Here is a 13686-nt window from a genome sequence, read left to right as displayed (position 1 = left end):
ATATGAATATTTGAATTACACAAGAGCGAGCGCCTGCGATGATGGAAATTACCCTTGCTGGTGCTGCATTTGCGGGCGTCTTGTCGTTTTTGTCGCCGTGCATTTTGCCAATTGTGCCGTTCTATCTGAGCTATTTGGCTGGTGTTGGTATTAACCAGATTTCCGCAGAGGCACAGATGGACAGAAAAACGCGGTTGCGTGCCGTGTTGGCGGCCTGCTTTTTTGCGGCTGGCGTGATCACAATCTTCATGGGGTTGGGAGCGGCGGCAACGACGTTTGGTCAGGTGCTTCGCGAATACTTTGACATTCTGCGGTGGCTTGCAGCGACAATCATTATCGTGATGGGTTTACATTTTCTTGGGATACTCCGGGTCAGCATTCTTTATCGTCAATTGCGGTCCGATGCGACCACCACCGCTAACATGAGCTTGGTGGGGGCTTATGTGATTGGCTTGGCCTTTGCATTTGGCTGGACACCCTGTGTTGGTCCTGTTCTTGCGGCGATCCTATTTACTGCAGCAGGTGCCGATACCGCGTCGGCTGGGGCTGGGATGTTGTTTGTCTATGGATTGGGTATGACGGCGCCGTTTGTGTTGGCTGCTCTTTTTATCGGCCCGTTCATGAAGTGGATGTCAAAATTCCGCAAACATCTTGGATTGGTTGAGAAAGCCATGGGTGCCATGTTGATTGTATTCGGGCTGCTGATCGCGACAAACTCAATAAACTTCATAGCGCAGTGGATGCTGGCCATCGCGCCGGACATTGGTGTTTTACGCTAAAATCAAAGCCCCTAGTGTGAGGCCTGTTTCTTCGAGAATTGCCTTGGTCGCGGTTTGGTCAGTCCAGTTCTTACGCTGTTTGTCTTGCGTCACGCTGATCCACGAGCCAATCCGTTGCTATGGCGCCAATCCACATGCAGAACAGGGCCAGCCACGCGGTGCCGACAAATATGGATCCTCCAGTTACACCAGCTCCTATGGCACAACCGCCGGCCAGCATTCCGCCAAAACCCATCAGCGCTGCTCCAACCATCGCCTTGCGCATTGTCGGTGCATTATCAAAGGCCTGAAATTTCAACTCCCCAGCCATAGCAGCAGCGACAAGCGCGCCGAGGAACACGCCTGGCACCAGGCCTATGTCAAATTGCAGCACAGAATCGCGCTCGAGAAAGAACATCAGTGTATTGGCTGATGGCCCTGTGAAGGTGGCGCTTTCTACCTGTACTGGATCAAAGGCAATCAAGCTTAACGCGTAGGTCAGGACCCAACCCAGCGCCACTGCAAAGCCAACACCTGAGGCAAACACCAGGCGCGCCGCACCGATCTTGTGGCGACGTGCAAGGATTAAGGCCAGAATCGCTATGCCAACACCGAGGAGTAGGCCAGAGGAATCGGGCAACCTTGTTGCTGCCAGCAAATCCATGTTGCGCCCGCCACTGGTGATCCAAGTGGAAGCCAATTGATTGCGCAGGGGAGACAGGCTGCCCGAAAGGCTCATCTGGGCCACCACCGCAAAAATCAGTCCGGACACCACTGAACGCAAATTGCCCGTGGCGGCGAGCACCAGTAGCCGTCCGGAACAGCCGCGCGCGAGCACCATGCCAACGCCAAAAATGAGCCCGCCTAGTATGGCGCCCGACCAGCTTCCAGGGACGGCCATCATGCGGGCGCTGGAGGAGTCCATCAGGCCGAGCAATCGTGCACCTTGCACCCAGACAAGCGCAGTCGAGAAGGTGAGGAGCCAAACAGCGACGCTGTCCTGCATTTTGCCGCGTGCAAATTCTACGGTGGCGGCGCGCAGGCAAAACCGGGATCGCTGGGCAGAGGCACCAAACACTACTCCAGTGAGCAACCCGAAAAGGGCTGCGGTAGGGGCTTCGCCGATCTGCTCAACCAAGGTGATCAAGTCCATGATGTGCTCCAATCCATTCACACATTGCGATATGTAGCGTTCATTGTGAAGCCTGCATTGATTCAGATCACACCCGCACTTGACGTTGGCTGTGCATGCGATGGGATGTGGATTGGGTGATTAAAGGTGCGTAGGGAATGTAACTTATTCGGATCGCAGATTGTTGACTAACTTATTGAACTATATGAAATATTCGTAACCAATAGCTGAACCAAATTGTTGCCGATTGGGCTTTGATGAGGCGATGTGTTTCGAGGGAATTTTGGGATGTCAGACAAATACAAAAATTCATGTAAATGAATTTGTTATTGCGTTTTCACAGAATCGTGCGGTACGTTGCGGCGAACTGAAGTGTTTGGGAGGACGCATGAGGATCATCGGTTTATCAATCGCAGTGGCGGGATTTCTGGCAAGTCCGTTGGCCGCTGAGCCCGTGGCTCCAGGTGATGTCAAATATGAAGATGGCGTTGTTGAAGCGTCGTTGACTGGCGTGGCCGGAGACCCTGCAAATGGCCGGGATGTTTTCAAGAACAGAAAGCTGGGCAATTGTCTGGCCTGTCATGTCAATGCAGACATGCCCGAGGAGTCGTTTCACGGTGAAGTTGGCCCTGAAATGACCGGTGCTGCAGATCGTTGGGAAGAGCAAGAACTTCGCGCGATCGTGGCCAATTCAAAAATGGTTTTTGAAGACAGCATCATGCCTGCGTTTTACCAAAATGCGGGGTTTGAACGCACGCTGGAAAAATTTGAGGGCAAGACCATCTTGACCGCGCAACAGGTCGAAGATGTCCTCGCGTATCTTCAGACCCTGAAAGAATAATAATTTACCCGGACTCAATGGGAGGAAACGAAATGGATCTAACACGTCGAAGAGTGCTTGCACTTGGTACAAGCACATTTGCGATGGCATCCCTGATTGGTCTGCCGGCACTTGCGTCGCTGACCGATGACGCGATCGCGGCCATAACCGGCGGAGCAGAAATCACCGAAGGTGGCATCGATCTGACCGCCCCGGAAATTGCGGAAAACGGCAACACTGTTCCAGTAGAGGTTTCGGCCGCTGGAGCTGTTGAGATTGCGCTGTTTGCATCTGGCAACCCAACACCAGCTGTTGCGACATTCAAATTCGGGCCGCTGGCCGGATCCCGCTCCGGATCAACCCGTATCCGATTGGCAAAAACACAGGATGTCGTTGCGATTGCCAAAATGGAAGACGGTACGTTCCGTAAGGCAAGTGCAACCGTAAAAGTAACAATCGGCGGCTGCGGCGGCTAACTCAGACGAGGAGAACAACTATGGCTTCTGGTGTAAAACCTCGCGTCAAAGTTCCAAAGACAGCTGCGGCTGGTGATGTCATCACAATCAAAACTCTGATCAGCCACAAGATGGAATCCGGTCAGCGCAAGGGCGATGACGGCAACCTTATCCCACGCTCGATCATTAACCGGTTCACGGCGGATTTTAATGGGCAAAACGTCATCGACGTCACCATTGAACCTGCGGTTTCGACCAACCCGTATTTTGAGTTTGAAGCAATGGTCCCCGAGGCCGGTGAGTTCAAATTCACATGGTACGACGATGATGGGTCTGTCTACGAAACAGCGAAAAAAATCGCGATCGGCTGAGGTCGGACAGAATAGGGAGGACGACCGAATGAAGACGCTTAAAGTACTGGTTAGTACAGCATGTTTTGTGGGGATGGCAGTCAGTACCCACGCGGAGGAATCCGCGGCGCTGTCGATAGACGGGCAGGAGTTCACAATCCAAACTGCGGCCCCAGCCCATGCGGAAAACCTTGATGAGGTGACATCCGGGTGGATCTACCGCGCAAAAGAAACGCAGGCCTTACAGCTTGATGATTTTGACAACCCGGGGTTCGTTTTTGTTGATCAAGCGATTGATCTTTGGAACGAGGTTGATGGAGGCGAGGGCAAGGCTTGCGCCTCCTGCCATGATGACGTCGAACAATTTGCGGGTCTGCGGACCACATTGCCTCGAGTTGAAGGCGGCAAAGTGGTCACCATGGAGGATCTGGTGAACACCTGCCGGACTGATCACATGGGGGCGGAGCCTTGGAAGTATTCTGGTGGCCAGATGACCGCAATGACGGCCCTGATTGGGTTGCAGTCGCGTGGCATGCCAATGAATGTTGCCATAGATGGAGAGGCTGCTGAGTTCTGGGAGGAGGGCAAGGAGCTGTATTATACCCGCGTTGGGCAGTTGGATATGGCCTGTTCAAATTGTCATGAAGACAATTACGACACGATGATCCGCGCGGACCACCTGAGTCAGGGTCAGACCAATGGCTTTCCGACTTATCGTCTGAAAAATGCCAAGCTGAATTCAACACATGCCCGCTTTAAGGGCTGCATGAAGAATATTCGGGCTGAGCCCTACAAAGTTGGCGGCGAGGAGTTCAAATCGCTTGAGCTTTATATCGCGTCGCGTGGCCAAGGGCTTTCTGTTGAAACGCCTTCGGTCAGAAACTAAAAAAGATACGAAGCCCCAGTGCCAGACGGTGCTGGGGCTTTTGCACACCCATACAAATTCATATATGCGTATATATCACCACAACAAGGATCGACTATGATATCTCGCCGTGACTTTTTGCAAACCAGCATGGCCGCCGCCGCGCTTTATGGGACATCGGGGTTTGGAAACTGGGCGCGGGTGGCCGCGCAGCAATTGCTGACACAGGACAAGCTTTTGGAGTTTGATACTTTTGGCAATGTCTCGCTGATCCATGTGACCGACATTCATGCGCAACTGAAGCCGATCTATTTCCGTGAGCCTTCGGTCAACATCGGGGTCGGGGGCAACAAGGGGGCAGTGCCCCATGTCACAGGAGCCGATTTCCGCAAGCTGTATGGCATCGACGATGGCAGCCCATCCGCCTACGCCTTGAGCCACAGTGATTTTTCATCTCTTGCAAAAGGTTATGGCCGCGTGGGGGGGCTGGATCGAGTTTCGACCGTTATCAATTCGATCCGAGCGACACGTCCGGATGCGTTGTTGCTGGATGGGGGTGACACTTGGCATGGCAGCTACACCTGTCACCACACCCAAGGTCAGGACATGGTCAATGTCATGAACGCGCTCAAACCTGACGCGATGACATTTCACTGGGAGTTCACGCTTGGGTCTGAACGGGTGAACGAAATTGTCGAAGGTCTGCCTTTCGCGGCTTTGGGGCAGAACATTTTTGACGCGGAGTGGGATGAGCCAACAGAGCTGTTCCCGCCCTATAAGTTCTTTGAAAGTGGCGGAGTGAAGGTCGCGGTAATTGGCCAGGCTTTCCCCTATATGCCCATCGCCAACCCTGGCTGGATGTTCCCCGAGTATTCGTTTGGTATTCGGGATGAGCGGATGCAGGAAATGGTGGATCAGGTCCGCTCCAAAGGGGCTGAGCTGGTTGTCTGTCTAAGCCACAACGGATTTGACGTCGATAAGCAGATGGCGGGCAAGGTGACAGGCATCGACGTGATCCTGTCAGGCCACACCCATGATGCGTTGCCCGAACCTGTGTTGGTGGGCGAAACCATTATTGTGGCGTCGGGCTCTAACGGAAAATTTGTCAGTCGCGTGGACTTGGATGTGCGCGATGGCCGCATGATGGGCTTTCGCCACAAACTGATCCCGATCTTCAGCGATGTGATCACGCCTGACCCAGATGTCGCACAACTGATTGATGCACAACGCGCGCCGTACGTGGACCAGTTAAGCGAAGTCATTGGTCGTACAGCCGAAGATCAGACGCTGTACCGCCGTGGCAACTTTAACGGCACTTGGGACGACCTGATCTGTGACGCGCTGATTTCGGAGCGTGAGGCGGATATTGCGCTGTCGCCGGGGGTGCGGTGGGGTCCGTCTATCCTGCCGGGGCAGGATATCACCCGCGAAGACATCTGGAATGTGACGTCGATGAGCTATGGCGAGGCCTACCGAACTGAAATGACCGGTGAGTTCCTGCATGTGGTGCTCGAGGATGTAGCCGACAATCTATTTAATCCAGACCCCTACTATCAGCAGGGCGGCGATATGGTTCGCGTTGGTGGCATTGGCTATCGGATTGATGTGACCAAGCCGCAGGGCAGCCGGATTACAGAGATGACGTTGCTGAAAACCGGCGAGCGTATTGATCCATCCAAAACCTATCAAGTTGCGGGATGGGCGTCGGTCAATGAGGGCACCGAAGGTCCAAAAATTTGGGATGTGGTCGAAGCGCATATCGCCAAACAGGGCACCATCTCTCTTGACCCAAACAACAGTGTGAAAGTTGTCGGAGCCTAAGCTCCACAAGTCGCAATTAAAGAGGCATCTGATATGTCAGATAAAGACAACGAAACAAGTCGCTCGCGGCGTGCTTTCTTAGGTGGCGCTGTGGCTGCGGGGGCAGGGGCGCTGACAGCCAGTGCGGCCCGCGCGCAATCTCCGGACCCTTTGATCACCGAGATCCAGCCTTGGGCGCAAGAGTTTGGCGATGGTGTGGATGCGGTGCGCTATGGTCTGCCAACGGAACACGAGGGGGATGTCATTCGTCGCAACGTGGAATGGCTGACGGCGGATACGGTCAGCTCAATCAACTTCACGCCGATCCACGCATTGGATGGCACCATCACCCCTCAGGGCTGTGCGTTTGAACGGCACCATTCGGGGGCGATCGATTTGAAGAAGGACGATTATCGTCTGATGATCAACGGTTTGGTCGATACGCCGCTGGTGTTTAGTTACGCCGATCTGGAACGGTTCCCGCGTGAAAACCACGTCTATTTTTGTGAATGTGCGGCCAATACAGGCATGGAATGGGCGGGCGCACAGTTGAACGGAGCGCAATTCACCCACGGTATGATTCACAACATGGAATACACCGGCGTGCCACTGCGCACGCTGCTGGAAGAGGCTGGCCTAGATACGGCTGGCGATCTTAAGGACAAGTGGGTTTTTGTTGAAGGGGCGGATGCGTCGTCAAATGGCCGTTCCATTCCGATGGAAAAGGCGCTGGATGACGTTTTGGTTGCTTTTAAGGCCAACGGCGAAGCGCTGCGCAAAGAGCATGGCTACCCTGTGCGTTTGGTTGTCCCCGGTTGGGAAGGCAACATGTGGGTCAAATGGATCCGCCGCATCAAGGTGACGGATGGTCCGGTGGAGAGCCGCGAAGAGACCAGCAAATACACCGATACGCTTGCAGACGGTACCAGCCGCAAGTGGACCTGGGCGATGGATGCCAAATCCGTTGTGACCAGCCCTAGCCCGCAGGCGCCAATCAAGCACGGTACTGGGCCACTGGTGATCACTGGCCTGGCATGGTCCGGGCGTGGGGCGATCACCCGCGTTGATGTGTCCAAGGATGGAGGTATGACCTGGGAAACGGCGCGCTTGGCGAAACCGGGAGAAAAGATGGCACTGACTCGGTTCTATCTCGATACCGATTGGGACGGTTCAGAGATGATGCTGCAGTCGCGTGCCATGGATGACACCGGCTATGTGCAACCCACCAAAACGCAACTGCGTGAGGTGCGCGGGCTGAACTCGATCTATCACAACAACTGTATTCAAACCTGGTTGGTGCGTTCAAACGGTGAGGCAGAAAATGTCGAAGTTTCTTAAATCAACGGCGCTGACTGTGGTGATCGCCATGGTTGCCGGACCGGTTGTAGCCGAAAAATTTGGCCTGGGTCGCATGGCGTTGCCGGAGGAAATCACCGCGTGGGATGGGGACATCAGCCCGGATGGCATGGGTCTGCCTGTAGGATCGGGCGATGCATTGGACGGCGAGGAGATTTTTGCTGACAAATGCGCGTCTTGTCATGGTGATTTTGCCGAAGGTATCGACAATTGGCCTAAACTCGCAGGTGGCGCGGATACGCTGAACCACGACGATCCGCTAAAAACGGTTGGGTCCTATTGGCCGTATCTGACAACCACTTTTGACTACATCAAACGGTCGATGCCGTATGGCAATGCGGGCAGCCTCTCGGACGATGAAGTCTATGCCATGGTGGCCTACATTCTGTATTCCAACGATCTGGTGGAGGATGATTTTGTCTTGTCCAACGAGACTTTTCTGGACGTAGACATGCCAAACGCGAATGGGTTCATCATCGATGACCGGGCCGAGACGGAATATCCGGCATGGACAGGTGAACCTTGTATGCAGAACTGCAAGAATGATGTTGTTGTGACCATGCGGGCCTTGGTTTTGGACGTAACTCCGACACAGAATAACGCCGCCAAAACTCCTGAGGCGAATGAAGTGGAGGCAGCGGGCGCCGAAGTGGAAGCCGAGATTGCGAAACCCACTGTTATCAACGCTGAACTGGCAGCGGCTGGGAAAAAGGTCTTTAAAAAATGTAAGGCGTGCCATCAAGTTGGCGAGGGCGCAAAGAACCGGACCGGACCAATTTTGACCAATATTGTTGACGGTGCAGCCGGCGCGGTTGATGGCTTCAAATACTCGAAACCAATGAAGAAAGTTGCTGAGGCTGGATTGGTCTGGAATGACGCAGAACTGTCCGCATTTTTGGCAAAACCCAAAGCCTATATGAAGGGCACAAAAATGTCCTTTGCCGGTCTGAAGAAAGAGGCCGATCAGCGCGCACTTATCGAATATCTTAGATCATTTGACGAGTGACGTCAGGGGCGCTTTGTTTGACGCGTCCTGGCCCTTGTGGCTGTAATGGCCACATGGGCTCTCAATAAGGCAGCAGAGTTGTTCGCAACCGGAGAGTGAGATCATGAGATCATTTTTGTTTGGCGGTGTGTTGGCCGCAGTCGCAACAATCTCCGCTGCTGGAGCAGCTGTCGCGGAGAACACGTCGACGGTGTACAACTACGACGGCAGCTTTGAGGACGCGGCTTTCAGTCTTGAAAGTGCGATCATCGGAAAAGGGCTGAATATCGATTACGTCAGTCATGTCGGTGACATGTTGAGCCGGACAAAGCAGGACGTGGGCAGTGATGTCACTCTGTTTGATCAGGCCGAAATTTACATTTTTTGCTCGGCCGTTTTGTCACGCAAAATGATGGAAGCCGATCCCATGAACATCGCGCATTGCCCCTATGGAATTTTTGTGGCGGACCGCGAAGGCCAAGTTATGCTTGGTTACCGCAACTACCCTGAAGGTCCGATGCAGGAGGTTCAGGCCTTGTTGGCAGAGATTGTCGGCGAGGCTTTGGCAGAATAATGGACTACCAACAATTTTTTAAAGGCGCGCTGGATGAGTTGCGCGATCAGGGCAACTATCGCGTCTTTGCCGAGCTGGAGCGTCAGTGTGGGGCGTTCCCAAATGCAAAGTCACATGTTGCCGGTGCGGACGGTGAACCCACGTCAGATGGCGTGACCATCTGGTGCTCCAACGATTATCTGGGGATGGGGCAACACCCTAAAGTACTGGCTGCGATGCATGATGCGCTGGATCGGTGTGGGGCCGGGGCCGGTGGCACGCGAAACATTTCAGGCACCACCCACGATCATGTGCTGCTTGAGGCGGAACTGGCCGATCTGCACGGCAAAGAAGCCGCGCTGTTGTTTACCTCAGGCTACGTGTCCAACTGGGCGGCACTGGGAACCATCGCCAGCCGTATTCCCGGATGTGTCGTGCTGTCAGATGCTCTGAACCACGCGTCCATGATTGAGGGTATTCGCCACTCAAGAGCGGAGACGATGATCTGGAAGCATAATGATCTGGAAGATCTGGAACACAAGCTGGCCTCATTGCCTTTGGAGTGCCCAAAACTGATCGCATTTGAGAGCGTCTATTCGATGGACGGTGATATCGCCCCGATCGCGCAGATATGTGATCTGGCAGACAAATATAACGCCATGACTTATCTGGATGAAGTTCATGCGGTTGGCATGTACGGCCCGCGTGGCGGCGGTATTGCCGAACGTGAAGGCGTGATGCATCGGCTAACGGTGATCGAAGGCACTTTGGGTAAGGCGTTTGGCGTGGTTGGAGGCTATATCGCCGCCTCTGGTGAGCTATGTGATTTTGTGCGCAGCTTTGCCAGCGGGTTTATTTTCACCACCGCGCTACCGCCAGCGATTGCCGCAGGAGCGGCAGCTTCGATTCGTCACTTGAAACAGAGTGGCGTCGAGCGTGAAACGCAACAAAGCAAAGTTGCACAAGTTCGGGCGGATCTTGAGCGGATGGGTATACCTCACGTTGCCAACCCCAGTCATATCATTCCGGTGATGGTTGGCGACCCGGTGAAATGTAAATTCATCTCAGATGTCTTGCTCAAAGACTATGGCGTTTACATTCAACCGATCAACTATCCCACAGTGCCCAAAGGGACGGAGCGACTGCGTATCACGCCGTCCCCGGTTCACTCAGATCAGGACATTGCCCATCTGATTGGGGCATTGGGTGACTTGTGGGATAAGTGTCAGCTGGCCCGGCAACCATTGGCCGCCCAATAAGTTCGGGCAAAATGGAAAGTGAGGCCAACCAGCATCAACGCGGATTGGCCTCAACCTTTTCAGTTATTCAAATTCCATCTGCTCATACACACGCCCGGCATTTTTTGTCGCAAGCTCTTCAAATGTATCAAGATTTGTGTAGGGAGACTGATCAACGTAATAGGCGTCCGCCAGATCACCACCCTCATCCAGATGCACGCCGATCTGTGCGCGTAAGAACACCAGATAATCTCGGGTATAGCGCCGCACTTGATCCATATTTGTGGGATGACCGTGACCCGGAATGACATAGGTCGCCTTGAGCGCTTCAAATTCGGTGTCCCATGTCTCGATCCAATCCGCTGTCATTGTATGCTCAAAAATCGGCAGCATACGTTCGTGGAAGGCCATGTCGCCGGAAACAACCAGGTTTTTCTGAGGTAGCCAAATGACGATGTCACCCGGGCTGTGGGCCGGGCCGAGGTAGCGGGCTTCGATTTTCATGTCGCCCATCTCTACCAGATAGCTGTCATCAAATGTCTGCGTCGGAAGGGCGACACGTGTGTTGTCTGCTTTCTCCAACACGCGTGCCTGAGCCGCACGCAAAGATTGCCCACCGTGGCTTTCAAATTCAGTGGCGGCATCCACATGGGCGACAATCTCGACTCCCTGATCAACCCAGTATGAATTGCCAAGCATGGCGTGGCCCTGGCCGTTTTCGTTGAACACCAGCCTTACCGGTTGATCCGTCACGGCCTTGATTTCCAGGTGCAGCGCCTCGGCCAGTTGGTAAGACGCGCCACCGTTGATCACAACAACACCGTCGCCGGTTATGATGAAACTAAGATTATTGTTGTGACCGGCGTTTTCATAGGTTGGCGGGGCGGTGGCGCCAATCGCCGAGAAGACGCCCGGAAGCACTTCGTATGGTTTGGAGTACAGCACTGAACCGGGGTATTGATCAGCGATGTCTTCACTTGCAAGGGCAGGAGCGGCAAGCAGGGCAATTGCGAGAATGGAGCGTTTCATCATTAAGCCTCCGCCACAAAAGCATAGCCATCAGACACCTTGTCCACATAACCGGTGCCATTGCCTGTCAGGTGGTATCCAATCACGCGCGTCTTTTCATGTGACAGCTGATCCATCAAATCAATACGTGTTTCGGCCGCCGTTTCAGGGTCTTGGTCAGACCCGGAAATCCAGCCCGGCCTAGAAAAGGCAATGTGGTCGTTGCCAATGCTGTCACCCAGAACCATAACGGCCTCGGACCCATTGCGTATTTCCAGCGCCATGTGACCGGGAGTGTGTCCAATCGTTGCGCGCGCGGCGATGCCTGTCATTATTTCGTCACCGTCCTCAAATAACGAAATCTGATCCTCGATCATCGCTAACCTGCGCTGTGCGCCGACTGCAAAGGACGCACGAGCCTCGCCTATGTCTGTGATAGTGTTGGGGTTCATCCAGTATTCCCATTCCGCTTTGCCGATCATGTAACTGGCTTGAGGAAAGAGAGGATCGTCAAAATCATCCAGCAATCCCCACAGGTGATCCGGGTGTGCATGGGTGAAAATTATGTCTGTCACTTCGTCTGGGGAGACTCCCAAGGCATCAAGAGAGTTCAAAAGAATTCCGGAGTTTGGAGAGAAATCTGGCCCGGCCCCGACGTCAAACAAGACTGTCCGGTCCCCTTGTCGCAGCAGGGTAACATTGCAGGGTGGGGTCAAAACTTCGGCGGATTGACCGTGTTTTTCAAGGATCGCGAGCAGTTCTTCCTTTGGCATCGGGTCGAAAATGAAGCTGCCCGGCAATGTCAGAGAACCGTCGCTTACCACGTCAATTTTGAAGTCACCCAACGCGAGTTGGGCATGTGATGGGCCCGAGTGCAGGCCGAGCGCCGTGCCTGCTGTTAGAGCAGCACTGCCGGAAAGAAATTGTCTTCTGAGTAAGGTCATCTCGCGCTCCATTAATTCTCCTATTCGAATATGTATTAATGTGATCCCCGTAGCAAGGCTTTAGGCATGACGTTTAGAGACGATGTGTTTGAAGATGTTCCTTGATTAACTATTCGGATTGGTGCCGCTTTTTTGGTAGCATTTTCAGCAATAAGGGTGACAGTTTATGGTGCGAAACGGACAGACGAATTCCGGCAGGATGCGGTGTGTATTGCACAGACCGACGGTGGGGACTCGCAAGCAGGCAGCTGATGATTTGGGTGTCGGAATGTCGACTTTGACCAAATGGATGCCAGTGCACCGAGACATCAATGTTGTTTCAAAAGAGGATTTGAGCCTCACTCAGGAGAACGAACCCCTTCGACGTGGCGAATGTGTTCTCAAGTGTTTGACGTCAGCTCTTATGGGGCCATATAGGGCAGTTTGATAATAGAGAGTTCTTGGCTCATCGTACCCACTTAGGAGTCGAAGATGAGAAAGGCGGCAAAAAGCCCAGGCGAGAGGGTCATCAAGTTCGGCGATGCTTGGGCGCCTCGTCCTCTTTCTTGATTTTCCGATGAGGCATAAAATGGCCGCAGACTGGCGTGTTCTTTGAGTGATTGTTTCGTCAAAGGGAATGTCTAAACTTGGTTCAGCCAAGCACGGGCAGTTCGTTTGATGGCTAAGTTAACTGGCGGCCGTCGAAGGCGATCTAACTTGGGGCCATACATTCCCTCGGCAACTGAAGACGTAAATTCCACCAAGTCAGCTGATGTTAGAGACGTCACTTCATATTCTGCGATGGCAAACGACTTAATTGTCTTAAGGACCTGAGCCTTGGTTTTGGCCATGTCGCTCTGCAAAGAAGATACTTGATCGACTAGGGAAGCGACTGTTGTGTTGTTCTTACTTTGGACGACGCGCCCGTCGCCAAAATTCTCGTTCGATACGTTTGATCCACGCTTCTGATGTAGATCTTCGATCAAAGGTTTTTGACTTGGAGAGAGCAGTTTTTCCGCCGTTTTTTTTGATTACTTGCGCGTTGTACTTAGTTCCTGTGACGCTCTTGCGCTCAATGATTGTGCCCACTATTTTCCTTTTTCGTTTGGCATACCGACGCTATAGAGCAGCGGTATGCCAAGCGCCAAGATGGTATGCCTCGCGGTAAACCAAAAACGCAGAATAACGCAAAGCCCAATAGAATAAGTTGCAAACGGTTGCCTCAGAGGAACCACGGAGATTGCTCAATTGTTGACAAAACCGCTAGTTTCCAAGGCCGCACGCCTGTTTGTCGCCCCGATGATGGATTGTGCCGACTGAAGTGCTTATTTCACACTAATTACAATCCATTAGGTGAATCAACTTGGCTTTCGTTTGCAGTTTTGTTTGCAGAGACGTAACCTGCCCGCACCCGATCCGACTCATCCCTTGAGGAGTCGCGAA

13 protein-coding genes and 1 pseudogene are annotated in these 13686 nt (G+C 53.3%); 11 read left to right on the top strand and 3 right to left on the bottom strand.

Features of this window, described 5'->3' with window-relative positions:
* Positions 1-38: 38 nt before the first annotated feature.
* On the top strand, positions 39-779 hold the full coding sequence (locus tag QOL67_RS20590; protein ID WP_283427872.1) for a cytochrome c biogenesis CcdA family protein: 741 nt from the start codon (positions 39-41) through the stop codon (positions 777-779).
* 70 nt (positions 780-849) lie between these two features.
* On the opposite strand, the gene QOL67_RS20585 is transcribed toward QOL67_RS20590, so the two are convergent.
* Positions 850-1911: a YeeE/YedE family protein gene (locus QOL67_RS20585; protein WP_283427871.1), complete on the bottom strand. Its 1062-nt coding sequence runs from the start codon at positions 1909-1911 to the stop codon at positions 850-852.
* A 226-nt stretch (positions 1912-2137) separates the two neighbouring features.
* Here QOL67_RS20585 and soxX point away from each other — a divergent pair, with 226 nt between their 5' ends.
* The 9 genes from soxX (at position 2138) to hemA (ending at position 10333) form a co-directional block, all read left to right on the top strand.
* On the top strand, positions 2138-2731 hold the full coding sequence (gene soxX / locus QOL67_RS20580) for a sulfur oxidation c-type cytochrome SoxX (RefSeq protein ID WP_346770619.1): 594 nt from the start codon (positions 2138-2140) through the stop codon (positions 2729-2731).
* A gap of 32 nt (positions 2732-2763) precedes the next feature.
* Positions 2764-3186: a thiosulfate oxidation carrier protein SoxY gene (gene soxY, locus QOL67_RS20575; RefSeq protein WP_283427870.1), complete on the top strand. Its 423-nt coding sequence runs from the start codon at positions 2764-2766 to the stop codon at positions 3184-3186.
* Positions 3187-3206: 20 nt separating this feature from the next.
* Positions 3207-3536 (top strand): thiosulfate oxidation carrier complex protein SoxZ, encoded by a 330-nt coding sequence (soxZ, locus tag QOL67_RS20570; protein ID WP_283427869.1) that lies wholly within the window; start codon positions 3207-3209, stop codon positions 3534-3536.
* Between the two features lie 28 nt (positions 3537-3564).
* Entirely contained in the window at positions 3565-4401 is an 837-nt protein-coding gene (soxA, locus tag QOL67_RS20565) for a sulfur oxidation c-type cytochrome SoxA (protein ID WP_430458981.1), read from the top strand.
* Between the two features lie 96 nt (positions 4402-4497).
* Positions 4498-6201, top strand: coding sequence for a thiosulfohydrolase SoxB (soxB, locus tag QOL67_RS20560; protein ID WP_283427868.1), 1704 nt, complete (start codon positions 4498-4500; stop codon positions 6199-6201).
* Positions 6202-6234: 33 nt separating this feature from the next.
* Complete coding sequence (soxC, locus tag QOL67_RS20555; RefSeq protein WP_283427867.1) at positions 6235-7518, top strand: sulfite dehydrogenase; 1284 nt, start codon at positions 6235-6237, stop codon at positions 7516-7518.
* Positions 7502-8542 carry a c-type cytochrome gene (locus tag QOL67_RS20550; protein WP_283427866.1) on the top strand — a complete coding sequence of 347 codons (1041 nt, stop codon included), beginning with the start codon at positions 7502-7504 and terminating at the stop codon, positions 8540-8542. Before soxC ends, QOL67_RS20550 begins: the two co-directional genes overlap by 17 nt.
* Before the next feature lie 103 nt (positions 8543-8645).
* Entirely contained in the window at positions 8646-9095 is a 450-nt protein-coding gene (locus QOL67_RS20545; RefSeq protein ID WP_283427865.1) for a DUF302 domain-containing protein, read from the top strand.
* A complete protein-coding gene (gene hemA, locus QOL67_RS20540) occupies positions 9095-10333 on the top strand; it encodes a 5-aminolevulinate synthase (RefSeq protein WP_283427864.1) in 1239 nt (412 codons plus the stop codon). Before QOL67_RS20545 ends, hemA begins: the two co-directional genes overlap by 1 nt.
* 63 nt (positions 10334-10396) lie before the next feature.
* Here the strand turns inward: hemA and QOL67_RS20535 are convergent, their stop codons facing one another.
* Entirely contained in the window at positions 10397-11341 is a 945-nt protein-coding gene (locus QOL67_RS20535; protein WP_283427891.1) for an MBL fold metallo-hydrolase, read from the bottom strand.
* A 2-nt stretch (positions 11342-11343) separates the two neighbouring features.
* Positions 11344-12264 carry an MBL fold metallo-hydrolase gene (locus tag QOL67_RS20530; RefSeq protein ID WP_283427863.1) on the bottom strand — a complete coding sequence of 307 codons (921 nt, stop codon included), beginning with the start codon at positions 12262-12264 and terminating at the stop codon, positions 11344-11346.
* A gap of 156 nt (positions 12265-12420) precedes the next feature.
* Here QOL67_RS20530 and QOL67_RS20525 point away from each other — a divergent pair.
* A pseudogene (locus QOL67_RS20525) lies at positions 12421-12649 on the top strand (transposase); the annotation flags it as partial.
* Positions 12650-13686: the final 1037 nt, after the last annotated feature.

The sequence above is a fragment of the Shimia sagamensis genome (genome assembly GCF_900182745.1).
GTDB lineage: Bacteria > Pseudomonadota > Alphaproteobacteria > Rhodobacterales > Rhodobacteraceae > Shimia > Shimia sagamensis.
This window is presented reverse-complemented; position numbering and strand designations above follow the sequence as displayed.

Bases quoted from the DNA above. Each gene is read 5' to 3' on its own strand.
- QOL67_RS20550 (WP_283427866.1), top strand. From the start codon at position 7,502: ATGTCGAAGTTTCTTAAATCAACGGCGCTGACTGTGGTGATCGCCATG.
- QOL67_RS20530 (WP_283427863.1), bottom strand. From the start codon at position 12,264: ATGACCTTACTCAGAAGACAATTTCTTTCCGGCAGTGCTGCTCTAACA.
- soxB (WP_283427868.1), top strand. From the start codon at position 4,498: ATGATATCTCGCCGTGACTTTTTGCAAACCAGCATGGCCGCCGCCGCG.
- QOL67_RS20585 (WP_283427871.1), bottom strand. From the start codon at position 1,911: ATGGACTTGATCACCTTGGTTGAGCAGATCGGCGAAGCCCCTACCGCA.
- QOL67_RS20590 (WP_283427872.1), top strand. From the start codon at position 39: ATGATGGAAATTACCCTTGCTGGTGCTGCATTTGCGGGCGTCTTGTCG.
- soxY (WP_283427870.1), top strand. From the start codon at position 2,764: ATGGATCTAACACGTCGAAGAGTGCTTGCACTTGGTACAAGCACATTT.
- QOL67_RS20545 (WP_283427865.1), top strand. From the start codon at position 8,646: ATGAGATCATTTTTGTTTGGCGGTGTGTTGGCCGCAGTCGCAACAATC.
- soxC (WP_283427867.1), top strand. From the start codon at position 6,235: ATGTCAGATAAAGACAACGAAACAAGTCGCTCGCGGCGTGCTTTCTTA.
- soxA (WP_430458981.1), top strand. From the start codon at position 3,565: ATGAAGACGCTTAAAGTACTGGTTAGTACAGCATGTTTTGTGGGGATG.
- QOL67_RS20535 (WP_283427891.1), bottom strand. From the start codon at position 11,341: ATGAAACGCTCCATTCTCGCAATTGCCCTGCTTGCCGCTCCTGCCCTT.
- soxZ (WP_283427869.1), top strand. From the start codon at position 3,207: ATGGCTTCTGGTGTAAAACCTCGCGTCAAAGTTCCAAAGACAGCTGCG.
- hemA (WP_283427864.1), top strand. From the start codon at position 9,095: ATGGACTACCAACAATTTTTTAAAGGCGCGCTGGATGAGTTGCGCGAT.